This is a genomic window from Roseomonas sp. F4, assembly GCF_053891155.1.
Genome location: NZ_JBSSHK010000001.1, coordinates 134,784 through 147,010 on the forward strand (window position 1 = coordinate 134,784; position 12,227 = coordinate 147,010).

Genomic DNA, 12,227 nt, shown 5'->3' on the forward strand with positions numbered 1-12,227 from the left:
ACAGGAAGGGCAGCGATCTCATGCCCCCAAAGTGACGCCCGGCGCGGGGCTCCGCAAGCGGCCTTGCCTTGGGGCGGCCGGGGTGGTGGACTCCCGCGCATGAGCGAGACGATGCTGGATGTCCAAGGGCTGAGCTGCCCCCTGCCCGTATTGAAGGCCAACAAGGCCCTGCGGTCGCTCGCTCCCGGCGCGCGACTGGTGGTGCTGGCGACCGACCCGGCCAGCGTGAAGGATTTTCGCGCCTATGCGGCCGAGACCGGCCATGCGCTGGTGGGCTTCTCGGAGGAGAAGGGGCTGTTCCGCTTCACGCTGCGCAAGCGTGAGGACCCGCCCGCCCAGGATCCAGCAGCCCAGGATGGGGCATGAGCATGGGCGTGCTGCTCTTCACCCACCTGGCCTGCTTGCGGCACGACCCCGGATTGGGCCATCCGGAATGCCCCGACCGGCTGCGCGCGGTGCTGCGGGCGCTGGATGCGGGGGAATTCCTCGAATTGATCCGTGCCGAGGCGCCCCTGGCGACCGTGGAACAGCTCCGGCGCGTGCATCCGCCCGGCTATGTGGAGGCCATTCTGGGCATCCGGCCGGAGGGGGATGAGATCGTCGCGCTGGATGCCGACACGCTGATGAGCGCCGGCAGCGCGGAAGCCGCGCTGCGGGCGGCGGGGGCGGCGGTCGCCGCGGTCGATGCCGTCTGCAAGGGCGAGGTCCGCCGCGTCTTCTGCGCCACCCGCCCGCCGGGCCATCATGCCGAACCGAATAAGCCGATGGGTTTTTGTCTGTTCGCCAATGCGGCGGTGGCGGCGCGGCATGCCCAGGCGGTGCATGGGCTGAGCCGCGTCGCGGTGGTGGATTTCGACGTGCATCACGGCAACGGCACCCAGGCCTGTTTCGAGGCCGAGGCCAGCCTGTTCTACGCCAGCAGCCACCAATGGCCGCTCTACCCCGGCACCGGGGATGTGGTCGAAAGGGGCGTCGGCAATATCCACAATGCCCTGCTGCCTCCCGGCGCCGATGGTGCCGCCTTCCGCGCCGCCTGGCGCGACCAACTCCTGCCGGCGCTCGAAACCTTCGCGCCGGAACTGGTCGTGGTGTCAGCCGGATTTGACGCCCATGCCGCCGACCCACTCGCCCAGCTCCGGGTGCGGGAGGCGGATTTCGCCTGGCTGACCACCGAACTCTGCGCCATCGCCGACCGTTATGCCCAAGGCCGGCTGGTGAGCCTGCTGGAAGGCGGCTATGACCTTGATGCATTGGCGCTTTCCACAGCGGCCCATGTGCGGGCGCTGATGCGCGCCTGACCCGTGCGGCGCTGCCCTTCCGGGTCAATCGCCGCCCCTGTATGTTTTTTCCTTCCCATGGAAGACAAGACTGATGTCAACTCAGCCTGACACGGCAAGGCAGGTCGCCTCCCTCTCCTTCGAGGAGGCACTGGCGGAGCTGGAGGGGATCGTGAAGGACCTGGAATCGGGCAAGGGCCGGCTGGAGGAAGCGGTGGCGGCCTATGAACGTGGTGCCGCGCTGCGCCGCCATTGCGAGGCGAAGCTGGCGGAGGCCGAGGCCAAGGTGCAGGCCATCGTCGAATCCGCCCCCGGCACCGCCGGCAGCCTGCGTGACATGGCGTGATGCCCGCTACCGCAACGACCACGCCGCTCGCCGCCGCTTTGGCCGAGGCCGCACGGGATATCGACCATACGCTGGACTTCATTTTGCCCCAGGCCGAAGGGCCGGAGGGCCCGCTGCTGGCCGCCATGCGCTATGCCGTGATCGGCGGCGGCAAGCGGCTGCGCGGCTTCCTGGTGCTGGAAGGGGCGCGGCAATTCGGCGTCTCCCGCCAGGCGGCTTTGCGCGTCGCGGCGGCGATCGAGATGCTGCACGCCTATTCGCTGGTGCATGACGACCTGCCGGCGATGGACGATGACGACCTGCGCCGCGGCAAGCCGACCCTGCACAAGGCCTATGACGAGGCCACCGCCATCATCGCCGGCGACGCCTTGCAGGCGTTGGCCTTCGGCACGCTGGCGGAGGAGGAGACGCATGCCGACACCGCCGTGCGGATCGAACTGGTGCGCTGCCTGGCCAAGGCGGCCGGGGCGCGCGGCATGTGCGGTGGGCAGATGCTGGACATGCTGGCGGAGGCGGCCGATGAACCCCTGGATGAGGTGCAGGTCGGCCGGCTGCAATTGCTGAAGACCGGGCGCCTGATCGAATTCGCGGCGGAAGCCGGTGCCATCCTCGGCAAGGCGCCGCTCGCCCAGCGCAACGCCCTGGCCGCCTATGGCCGGGATGTGGGGGCCGCCTTCCAGATCGCGGATGATCTATTGGACGCCACGGCCAGCCCGGCGGAAACCGGCAAGCGCACGGGCAAGGATGCGGCGGCCGGAAAGGCCACGCTGCTGGGCCTGCTCGGGCTGGATCGCGCCCGGATGCAGGCCGAACGCCTGGTCGCCCAGGCGCGGGACCACCTGGACAGTTTTGGCGACCGTGCCGATCTGTTGCGGGACCTCGCCACCTACACCATCGAGAGGAAGAGCTGACAGCCATGGCGCCCCCCGCGACCCCCCTGCTCGATCGCGTCCGAACCCCGGCCGATCTCCGCAACTATTCGGGGGAGCAGCTCAAGCAACTGGCGGAGGAGCTGCGGGCGGAGACCATCGACGCCGTCAGCCAGACCGGCGGCCATCTGGGCGCCTCGCTGGGGGTGGTGGAGCTGACGGTCGCGGTCCATGCGGTGTTCGACACGCCGCGCGACCGGCTGATCTGGGATGTCGGCCACCAGGCCTATCCGCATAAGATCCTGACCGGCCGGCGCGACCGCATCCGCACGCTGCGGCAGGAGGGCGGGCTGTCCGGCTTCACCCGGCGGGCCGAGAGCGAATACGACCCGTTCGGCGCGGCGCACTCCTCCACCTCCATCTCCGCCGGCCTCGGCATGGCGATGGCGCGCGACCTCAAGGGCGACGACCGGCAGGTCATCGCCATCATCGGTGACGGCTCGATGTCCGCCGGCATGGCCTATGAGGCGATGAACAATGCCGGCGCGGCCAAGGCGCGGCTGATCGTCATCCTGAACGACAACGACATGTCGATCGCCCCGCCGGTGGGGGCGATGAGCGCCTATCTGTCGAAGGTCGTCTCCTCCCGCCCCTTCCTCTCGGTGCGGGAGATGATGGCCAAGCTGGCCCGGCGCTTCCCCCGCCCGCTGGAACGCACGGCCCGCCGGGCGGAGGAATTCGCCCGCGGCTTGCTGACCGGCGGCACACTGTTCGAGGAGCTGGGCTTTTATTACGTGGGCCCGATCGACGGGCACGACCTGGACCACCTGCTGCCCGTGCTGCGCAACCTGCGCGATGCCGAGGATGCGCTGCCGATCCTGCTGCATGTCGTGACGCAGAAGGGCAAGGGCTACGCTCCTGCCGAGGCCAGCGCCGACAAGTATCACGGCGTCCAGAAGTTCAACGTCATCACCGGCGAACAGGCCAAGGCCCCGCCCGGCCCGCCCAGCTACACCAAGGTTTTTGCGAATGCCCTGATCGCGGAGGCGGAGGCGGATGAACGCATCGTCTCGCTGAACGCGGCCATGCCGGCGGGCACCGGGCTCGACCTTTTCGCGAAAAAGTTCCCGAAGCGCTGCTTCGATGTGGGCATCGCGGAGCAGCACGCCGTGACCTGCGCGGCGGGCATGGCGACGGAGGGTCTCAAACCCTTCGTGGCGATCTATTCCACCTTCCTCCAGCGCGCCTATGACCAGGTGGTGCATGACGTGGCGCTGCAATCCCTGCCGGTGCGCTTCGCCATGGATCGCGCCGGGCTGGTGGGGGCGGATGGCGCCACCCATGCCGGCAGCTTCGACATCGCCTATCTCGGTTGCCTGCCGAACATGGTGCTGATGGCGGCGGCCGATGAGGTCGAGCTGATGCATATGGTGGCCACCGCGGCCCAGATCGACGACCGCCCCAGCGCCTTCCGCTACCCGCGCGGCGAGGGCCTCGGCCTGGCCCTGCCCGCCCGCGGCACGCCTCTGGAAATCGGCCGCGGCCGGGTGCTGCGGGAAGGGACGGCCATCGCCATACTGTCCTATGGCACCCGCCTGGCCGAATGCCTGAAGGCGGCGGATGAGCTGGCGGCGCAGGGCCTGACCTGTACCGTCGCCGATGCCCGCTTCGCCAAGCCGCTGGACACCGCGCTGGTCGAGCGCCTGGCGAAGAACCACGAGGTGCTGATCACCATCGAGGAAGGCTCGGTCGGCGGTTTTGGCGGCCTGGTGGCGCATCACCTCCTCTGGAAGGGGATGCTGGACGGACAGACCAAGTTCCGGCCGATGGTGCTGCCCGACAGCTTCATCGACCATGCGGCGCCCAAGGTGCAGTACGACCAGGCCGGGCTGAATGCGCGGCACATCGTCGCCACCGCGCGTGCGGCGCTCGGCATGGCGGAGGCCAAGGCCCAACCGGCGCGCGCCTGATGCGCGCGACGAGGATCAGGTCCGTCACGCCGCATGTGCTGATGGCGGACCTCGCCGAGCCCTTCGCTTATTCCCAGGCCTGGTATCGCCGGCGCGGTGCCATGCTGGTGGAGGTGGTGACGGAGGATGGCATCACCGGCTGGGGCGAGGCTTTTGGGCCGCCGGAACTGACCGCGCCGATCTGCGCCTGGCTTGCCCCGCTGCTGATCGGCCAGGACGCTTTGGCGCGGGAGGCTCTGTGGCAGGCGATGTACAACCGGCTGCGCGACCACGGGCAGCGCGGGCTGGTGATCGAGGCGATCAGCGCGCTCGACATCGCATTATGGGATATCGCCGGACAGGCCTTTGGCGTGCCCGTGCACAAGCTGCTCGGCGGCCCGCTGCGGATGGAGGTGCAGGCCTATGCCACTGGCTTCTACCGCCGCGAACGCCAGGACCACCTGCGCTACCTGACGGAGGAGGCCGAGGACCGGCTCGAGGAGGGATTCTCCATCCTCAAGCTGAAGACCGGCTGGGGCCTGGCGGAGGATATCGCCCTGACCCGCGACTTCCGCCAGGCCATCGGACCGAACATCGGGCTGCTGGTCGATTGCAACCATGCCTATGACGTGCCGGCCGCCATCGCCTATGGTCGCGCCGTGGCCGAATGCGACATCAGCTGGTTCGAGGAGCCGGTGCAGCCAGAGGACCTCGACGGCTATCTGGAGGTGAAGCGTGGCCAGCCCATCCCCGTGGCGGGGGGCGAGGCCAGTTTCACCCGCTGGGGCTTCCGGGACATGATCACCCGGCGCGTGGCGGATATCCTGCAACCGGACGTCGCCGCCTGTGGCGGCATATCGGAGTTGAAGAAGATCGCCGACATGGCCAATGCCTTCGGGGTCCGCATCAACCCGCATGTCTGGGGCACCGGCGTGGCGCTCGCGGCCTCCCTGCACCTGCTGGCGGTGATCCCGGACAATCCCCCTGGCCTGTTCCCCCGCCCACCGCTGCTGGAACTGGACCGGTCGCCGCATCCGGTGCGGGACGCGCTGCTGGTGGAGCCGATCGGCTTCACGGGCGGCGTGGTGCGGGTGCCGCAGGGGCCGGGGCTGGGCATCACGGTGGATCGCACCGCGCTGGCGCGTTTCGCCGCCTGATGGCCGCCGTTCCGAAGCAGCGGGCGGATCAGGCGCTGGTCGATCGGGGCCTGGTCGAAACCCGCACCAAGGCCCAGGCGCTGATCCTGGCCGGCAAGGTCTTTTCCGACACCGCCCGCATCGCCAAGGCCGGGGACATGGTGAAGCCGGACCAGCCGCTGGAGGTGCGCGGCCAGGACCATCCCTGGGTGTCGCGCGGCGGGGTGAAGCTGGCCCATGCCATCGACCATTTCGGGCTGAAGGCCCAGGGGATCACGGCGCTGGATGTCGGCTCCTCCACCGGCGGCTTCACCGATGTGCTGCTGCATCACGGCGCGGCGAAGGTCTATGCGGTGGATGTCGGCCATGGGCAGCTCGCCTGGAAGCTGCGCAACGATCCCCGGGTCGTGGTGATGGAACGGACCAATGCCCGTTACATCGACACCACCAACATCCCGGAGCCGCCGGGCGCCGTGGTCTGCGATGCCAGTTTCATCGGCCTGCGCACGGTGCTGCCCGCCGCCCTCGGTCTGGCCGGGCCCGGAGCCTGGGCCGTGGCATTGATCAAACCGCAATTCGAGGTGGGGCCGAATGTCGCCAAGGGTGGCGTGGTGCGCGATGCCCGGGTGCATGACAGCGTCTGCGCCGGCATTCGCCACTGGTGGTCGGAACTGCCGGGCTGGCAGGTGCTGGGGGTCGAGGCGAGTCCGCTGCTGGGTCCCGAGGGCAACCGCGAATTCCTGATCGCGGCGCGGCGAAAGGCTTAGGGCTGAAGGCTCATGCCGCGCAGGTGCTGCGACCCGCCGGACGGGGCCTGCGGCACGGCCTGCCGGCTGATCTCCGCCAGCAGCGCCCAGACCTTGTGCGGATCCATGCGCGTTTCCGGGTCGTTCAGCAGGCGGTCCAGCTCAGCGATCTTCTGGTCCAGTTCACGCTCGGTCATTGGTGGCGTCCTGCAGGAGGGGCTGCTCGCGTATCGCACTGCAACATCATGCGCTGGAACGCGGCGGAAGGTGCGCTGGTTGCGGGATGTAACCACTTCACTTATGCGCGATGAGCGTCGCCTACCCTGATTCATCTCCTCTTAGCCTTCTGGCACCTATGGGCCGCCACGGCCCGGGACGAGGCGCGGTGTGATCCGCTGGCCCGGGGGCCAGCGGATCACACCCGGGCGTGGCGTCAGTCGAGGCTGATGCCGGCGCGGCGGGTCACATCCGCCCAAAGCGCCATATCGGCGGCGATGGAATTGTGCAGGCTGTCGCCGATCTCATAGGCCGGCTCGAAGCCACGGATGCGCAGTTCCTCGACGACCGCCGGATTGTCCAACGCCACCTTCACCGTCTCCTCAAGCCGTCGCTTCAGGGCGGGTGTGGCGCCCAGCGGCGTGCAGAGCGAATAGGTCAGCTCCGACGCATAGCCCGGCACGAAGTCCCCCACCGTCGGCAGGCTCGGCAGTAGCTGCGACCGGCTGGCGGAGGAGGTGGCCAGCGCCACCAGCTTGCCATCCTGGATCAGCGGCAGCACGGCGCTCATCGAGCCGAACATGCACTGCACCTCATTGCCCAGGATGCCGACGACGGAGGGGCCGGTGCCGCGGTAGTGCACATTCTCCATCCGGGTGCCGGCCAGCAGGTCGAACATCACCGCCGCCAGGTGCTGGGAGGCCAGGGGCCCTGCGGTGCCATGGTTCACCTTGCCGGGGTTGGCTTTCAGATAGGCGATGAATTCCGGCACCGTGGTCGCGGGGATGGTGCGGTTGATCACCAGGATGTTGTGGGTCGCCGCGACGCGGACGACGTGATCCACCACGCTGCGCGGATCGAAATTGTCGCGGACGACGGAGGTGGTGCCGTTGAACAGCAGCGTATAGCCATCCGGCTCCGCCTGCCCGACCGCGCGGGTGCCGATCATGCCCCCGGCGCCGCCGCGATTCTCCACCACCACCGTCTGCCCCCAGACGGTGCTGAGGCGGTGCGCGATGATGCGGCCGGCGATGTCGGTGCCGCCGCCGGGCGGGTAGGGGATGACCAGCCGGATCGGCCGGCTGGGCCAGTTCTGGGCGATGGCCGGGCTGGCCAGGGCCAAGCCAGCGGCGGCCGCGAGCAATGTTCTTCTGTGCATGTTGTTTCCTCCCAATTCCGGGCGCCAGTTGCGGTCGTCCCGGGCTATCCATCCGTCAGGCCATCCGTCAGGCGGCCGGTCCTCGCCGTGGTGCGGTGGCGGCAATCCCCGCCTGTTCCAGTGCGGTGATCTCCGCCTCGTCCAAGCCCGCCTCGGCGAGCACGGCGCGGTTGTCCGCGCCCAGCGGCGCGGTGCCGCTGGTCAGCGCCGGCGGGTGGCTGGCGAAGCGGAAGGGCACGCCCTTGGCGGGCACCCCTCGCGGATCGCGCAGGATCGCCGTGCCGGCGCGGAAATCGGCGGAGCGCGCCACCATCGTGCCGTCCCGCACCTGGGCCTTGCCGCCGGTCCAGGCCGCCTCGACACCTTCCGCGCCCCGGCGCACGGCCTGGGCGGCATCGGTGGCATCGTCATTGCCGCGGCGACCGCTGGGCGCCCCGGCGCTGGCGGCGATCAGCTCCTCCCCCAGCAGGAAGGAGGTCAGTTCGCGCTGCGACAGATCGAGATGCGCGCCCTGTCCGGTCGCGTCGCGCTGCATCAGCGCGGCGACGATGGCACCGGCGGCGAAAAGACAGACCACCTGGTCCGGGTAGTTGATGTTGCGGCCGGTGATCACCGGTTCGCTGTCCGGATGGCCGGTCAGCGCCGCGAGGCCGGCGGTGCCTTCCAGTGTCGAACCGAAGGAGACCAGGTCCCGATCCGGCCCATCCTCCCCCTGGGAGGATATGCTGACGATGACGAGGCGCGGGAAGCGCTGGCGCAGCATGGCGGGCGCCAGGCCGAAGGCGGCCAGCACCCCGCGGCGGTAATTCTCCACCAGCACATCGGCGCCTTCCAGCACGCGCAGCAGCGCCGCCTGGCCACGCGGGTCCTTCAGATCGAGGCAGAGCGAGCGCTTGCCGCGATTGGTGAAGTTGTAGAAGGGGGAGTTGTTCCACCAGTCGCTGCCGGGCTCCGCCCCCACCCAGTCGCGGAACGGGTCGAGCGCGCCGGGGCCTTCGACCTTCACCACATCCGCGCCCAGGTCGAGCAGCAGGGTGGCGCTGGCGGCACCGGCCGTCAGCCAGCCGAGATCGACCACGCGGATGCCGCTGAGCGGCCTTGCATCAGGCGGCATTGTCCAGCGCCCCCCTGTTCCATTCGGGTGGGGCGCCGTTCCACAACAGGGGCAGGCGCGGCGTACCATCGGCGGCCAGGAAGCGGCGCGCGGCATATTGGCGATCCGTCAGCAACTCCCTGGGCGTCAGCACGGGTCCCACCGGAATGCGTCGCGCCTGGGCGGCGGCGGTGATCTCCGCGCGGCTACGGCTGGCGAACCAGGGCATCAGGATGGCATCCAGCGCCGCCAGATGTTCGCCGCGGCCCTTCTGCGTCGCGAAGCGGGGTTCCAGAAGGCGCGGATCGCCCACCATGTCGCGCAGCGCCGGCCAGTCCTTCGCCATATAGACGAGGCAGACATCGCCATCGCGGGCGGGCAGGGTGTGCCAGTCGCCGCGCTGCTGCCGCCCGGCGGCTTCCTCCCCTAACAGCAGCACGGAGGCCGCGGCCTTCCAGTTCAGCCAGCAGGCGACATCGAACAGCGAGACATCGGCCGTGTCGGGCAGCCCGGCGCGCAACCCGGCTGCCAGGGCGGTGAAGGCCGCCAGGCCGCCGGCATAGGCCGCCTGATGCCCACCGAGCCGTGCCGGCAGGCCCTGGCGCGGCTGCACCGCCGCCAGGATGCCGGACAGCGCCATCAGCCCGAGCTCGCTCATCGGCGGGTCGTCCCCAGCGGCGAAGACGCTGACGCGCACTTTCAGCGGCGCCTCGGCCGAAAGCAGGGCGCCGCTGTCGCCGATCGCCGCGTGGAAGGGGCCACTGGCGGCCGCGCTGCGGCCGGCGAGCAGGAAATGGGTCAGCGCGCTGCCGCCATCCGGCAGCAGCGGCGGCAGGCCGGTCAGCAGATCGCCTTCTGCCGCGGGGCGCACCACCTCCGCGCCGAACCGCGCGGCGAGCTGCGCCGCCATGGCGACGGCCAGGGCATGCGGCAATTGTGCCGCCTGGGCGGAGAGGTCCAGCACGCGATAGCCGGCGAAGGGCGCCCGCATCGCCTCAGGCCCCCTGGCCGGGATTCTTGATGCCGGCGGCGAAGCGGGCATTGCCCTCGGCCTGGGCGGAGGTGCGGGACCGGATGGTCAGGTTGACCATCTGGCCGTGATCCATCGCCTCCTGCCAATCGGTGATGATGGCGGGGATGCGGTCGAGTGCCTTCTTGCTCTCGGCCAGGGCCACGCCGTCGAAGCGCGCGACCTGCTGCGCGATCTCCGCCGCGCGGGGCAGCAGGCGGTCGGGCTCCATCACCTCCGTCACCATGCCCCAGCGCTCGGCGGTGGCGCCGTCGATGCGGTTGGTGGTCAGCACCATCCAGGCCGCCTGCTTGCGGGTGATGCCCGAGAGCTGGATCGCCGGGCCGGCCATGCCGGGATAGGTGGCGAAGCCCATCTCCGGGCAGCCGATGCTGGCCTTGGTGCTGGCGATGGCCAGGTCGCAGCAATTGATCAGCGTGGCACCGCCGCCCAGTGCCAGGCCGTTCACCGCGGCGATGAAGATCGCCGGATGGCTACGGATCGCCATGTTCACGGCGATCCATTCCTCGCCGGCACCCTCGATGCCGGCCAGGCGATCCGCCTCCCGCTCCTTCAGGTCCATGCCGGCGCAGAAGGCGGCGCCGGTGCCGGTCAGCACGATGGCGCGCGTGTTCTCCCGCAGTGCTTCGAAGGCTTCCAGCAGGCCCTGCCGGCTGGCGCGGTCCATGGCATTGCGCTTGGCCTCGCGGTCGATGCGGATTTCCGCCCAGCCGTCGTGGCGGGTGACCAGGATCGGGCCGCTCATGCCGCGACCTCCGCAGGGCCGAATTGCGGCAGCAGGAAATCGCCGGGGCCGCCCGGGAAGCGCACGGACAGGCGCATGCCGATCTTCGCCTCCGCCGCCGTCATGCCGTCCAGATTGGTCAGCAGGAAGGGGCCTTCCGCCAGCTTCACCATCGCCACCGGATAGGGCAGTTCATCCTTCATCCCGGCGAAGTAGTTCTGGTGGAACACCACGAAGGACCACAGCTCCCCCTGGCCGGAGGCATCGACCCAGCTCCATTCCGGCTTGCCGGTGAATGGCGAGACCGGGGCGGGCGGGAAGAAGCAGCGGCCGGTGGCGGTGCAGCGTTGCAGGATCAGCCGGCGCTCGCGGCAGGCATCCCAGAAGGGCCGGTTCCAGTTGTCGACGACCGGCGCCAGGCGTGTCGCGAGGCTCATGCATCCCTCCTCAGGATCAGGCTCTGCGCGATGTTGGTGGCGCAGATGTATTGCATCGCCTGGGCGTTCGGGATCTGCCGGTCGCCGCAATCGTCACGCAGCTGGCGCACGCATTCGGCGATGATTCCCCAGCCCTGCATGTAGCTGTCGGAGAGATGCCCGCCGGAGGTGTTGGTGGGCCAGCGGCCGGTGCCGAGGCGCAGCGTGCCATCCCGGACAAAATCGCCGCCTTCGCCCGGCTTGCAGAAGCCGAGGCCTTCCAGGCTGAACATCACCGTCGGCGAGAAGTTGTCGTAGATGCCGAGGCCCTGGATCTCCTCCCGCCCGATGCCGGCGCGGTCGTAGACGTTCTGACAGACGCCGAGCGTCGGCTGCCAGAAGTCGTCCGGCGGCGCGCTGCCGTAGTGGAAGGCGTCCTGCCGCGAATAGCCGGAGAGCAGCACCGGCGGGCGCTTCATATCCCGCGCGCGTTCTGCGCTGGTCAGGATCCAGGCGACGGCGCCGTCATTGATCAGGCAGTAGTCCAGCAGCTGCAAAGGTTCGCAGATCGGCCGGGCCTTGGCGTGATCCTCCCGCGTGATCGGACGGCCATGCATCACGGCATCCGGGTTCAGGCAGGCATGGTGGCGGAAGGCCTCCGCGATCCAGCCGAGATCCTCATGCGTCGTGCCGTATTGGTGCATGTGGCGGCGCCACATCATGGCGTGGATGGCGCCGGGGCTGGTCATGCCCCAGGGGCTCCACTGGCTGTCGCCGCCGCCATACATCATGCGGACGGAGCGGCCGTTATTGCCATAGACCAGCGCCACGGTCTTCGCGGCGCCGGAGACGATGGCCTGCGCGGCGAGCGCCAGCGACACGCCGGAAAAGCGGCCCGGCGCTTCGGTCAGCAGGCAGTATTGCGGATTGATGCCCATCATCTCCGCGAAGCGCTCATAGGAGGGCATGCGGTTGACGATGAGGCCGTCGATATCGCCAGGCTCCAGCCCGGCATCTTCCAGCGCCGCGTTCAGCGCCTCGCAGCCCAGACCGTAGGAATCGGTCTCCGGGAAATTGCCGTAGCGGGTGGTGCCGATGCCGGCGAAGGCGACCTTGTCGCGCATCGCCCAGGGCGCGTGGAGGGCCGGTGCCGCCGGCATGGGGTCAGCCGGCATGGTGCGTTGTCATTTCTGGTCGTTCTCCCGATGCGGCGGATGGTGGTCAGGGCGTGGCGCCGCCGATAGAGGGGAATGCCTCAGGCTAGAC

The 12,227-nt window shown here is 69.5% G+C and carries 14 protein-coding genes; 7 read left to right on the plus strand and 7 right to left on the minus strand.

Going from position 1 to position 12,227, the window contains the following annotated elements; translation table 11 throughout:
• Positions 1–99 precede the first annotated feature (99 nt).
• The 7 genes from ACVFYP_RS00635 (at position 100) to ACVFYP_RS00665 (ending at position 6,344) form a co-directional block, all read left to right on the plus strand.
• Complete coding sequence (locus ACVFYP_RS00635; RefSeq protein WP_499198182.1) at positions 100–366, plus strand: sulfurtransferase TusA family protein; 267 nt, start codon at positions 100–102, stop codon at positions 364–366.
• A 2-nt stretch (positions 367–368) separates the two neighbouring features.
• Positions 369–1,298 (plus strand): histone deacetylase family protein, encoded by a 930-nt coding sequence (locus ACVFYP_RS00640; protein ID WP_499199520.1) that lies wholly within the window; start codon positions 369–371, stop codon positions 1,296–1,298.
• A 73-nt stretch (positions 1,299–1,371) separates the two neighbouring features.
• Positions 1,372–1,623: an exodeoxyribonuclease VII small subunit gene (locus ACVFYP_RS00645; protein ID WP_499198183.1), complete on the plus strand. Its 252-nt coding sequence runs from the start codon at positions 1,372–1,374 to the stop codon at positions 1,621–1,623.
• Positions 1,623–2,534 carry a polyprenyl synthetase family protein gene (locus ACVFYP_RS00650; protein ID WP_499198184.1) on the plus strand — a complete coding sequence of 304 codons (912 nt, stop codon included), beginning with the start codon at positions 1,623–1,625 and terminating at the stop codon, positions 2,532–2,534. Before ACVFYP_RS00645 ends, ACVFYP_RS00650 begins: the two co-directional genes overlap by 1 nt.
• 5 nt (positions 2,535–2,539) lie before the next feature.
• On the plus strand, positions 2,540–4,462 hold the full coding sequence (gene dxs / locus ACVFYP_RS00655) for a 1-deoxy-D-xylulose-5-phosphate synthase (protein ID WP_499198185.1): 1,923 nt from the start codon (positions 2,540–2,542) through the stop codon (positions 4,460–4,462).
• The gene (locus tag ACVFYP_RS00660; RefSeq protein WP_499198186.1) at positions 4,462–5,598 is read left to right on the plus strand and encodes a mandelate racemase/muconate lactonizing enzyme family protein; all 1,137 of its coding nucleotides are present in this window, start codon (positions 4,462–4,464) and stop codon (positions 5,596–5,598) included. The genes dxs and ACVFYP_RS00660 overlap by 1 nt, the downstream gene beginning before the upstream one ends.
• Positions 5,598–6,344 carry a TlyA family RNA methyltransferase gene (locus tag ACVFYP_RS00665; protein ID WP_499198187.1) on the plus strand — a complete coding sequence of 249 codons (747 nt, stop codon included), beginning with the start codon at positions 5,598–5,600 and terminating at the stop codon, positions 6,342–6,344. Before ACVFYP_RS00660 ends, ACVFYP_RS00665 begins: the two co-directional genes overlap by 1 nt.
• On the opposite strand, the gene ACVFYP_RS00670 is transcribed toward ACVFYP_RS00665, so the two are convergent.
• From ACVFYP_RS00670 to ACVFYP_RS00700, 7 genes are all read right to left on the minus strand, one after another.
• The gene (locus ACVFYP_RS00670) at positions 6,341–6,520 is read right to left on the minus strand and encodes a peptide chain release factor 1 (protein ID WP_499198188.1); all 180 of its coding nucleotides are present in this window, start codon (positions 6,518–6,520) and stop codon (positions 6,341–6,343) included. The two genes, ACVFYP_RS00665 and ACVFYP_RS00670, sit on opposite strands and share 4 nt — an antisense overlap.
• A gap of 236 nt (positions 6,521–6,756) precedes the next feature.
• Entirely contained in the window at positions 6,757–7,698 is a 942-nt protein-coding gene (locus ACVFYP_RS00675) for a Bug family tripartite tricarboxylate transporter substrate binding protein (protein ID WP_499198189.1), read from the minus strand.
• A gap of 67 nt (positions 7,699–7,765) precedes the next feature.
• Positions 7,766–8,812, minus strand: a complete 1,047-nt coding sequence (locus ACVFYP_RS00680; RefSeq protein ID WP_499198190.1) for a CaiB/BaiF CoA transferase family protein — start codon at positions 8,810–8,812, stop codon at positions 7,766–7,768.
• Complete coding sequence (locus ACVFYP_RS00685) at positions 8,802–9,782, minus strand: CoA transferase (protein WP_499198191.1); 981 nt, start codon at positions 9,780–9,782, stop codon at positions 8,802–8,804. Before ACVFYP_RS00685 ends, ACVFYP_RS00680 begins: the two co-directional genes overlap by 11 nt.
• A 4-nt stretch (positions 9,783–9,786) precedes the next feature.
• Entirely contained in the window at positions 9,787–10,566 is a 780-nt protein-coding gene (locus ACVFYP_RS00690) for an enoyl-CoA hydratase/isomerase family protein (RefSeq protein ID WP_499198192.1), read from the minus strand.
• On the minus strand, positions 10,563–10,982 hold the full coding sequence (locus tag ACVFYP_RS00695; protein ID WP_499198193.1) for a Zn-ribbon domain-containing OB-fold protein: 420 nt from the start codon (positions 10,980–10,982) through the stop codon (positions 10,563–10,565). The genes ACVFYP_RS00690 and ACVFYP_RS00695 overlap by 4 nt, the downstream gene beginning before the upstream one ends.
• On the minus strand, positions 10,979–12,136 hold the full coding sequence (locus ACVFYP_RS00700; protein ID WP_499198194.1) for a thiolase family protein: 1,158 nt from the start codon (positions 12,134–12,136) through the stop codon (positions 10,979–10,981). The genes ACVFYP_RS00695 and ACVFYP_RS00700 overlap by 4 nt, the downstream gene beginning before the upstream one ends.
• Between the last annotated feature and the right edge of the window lie 91 nt (positions 12,137–12,227).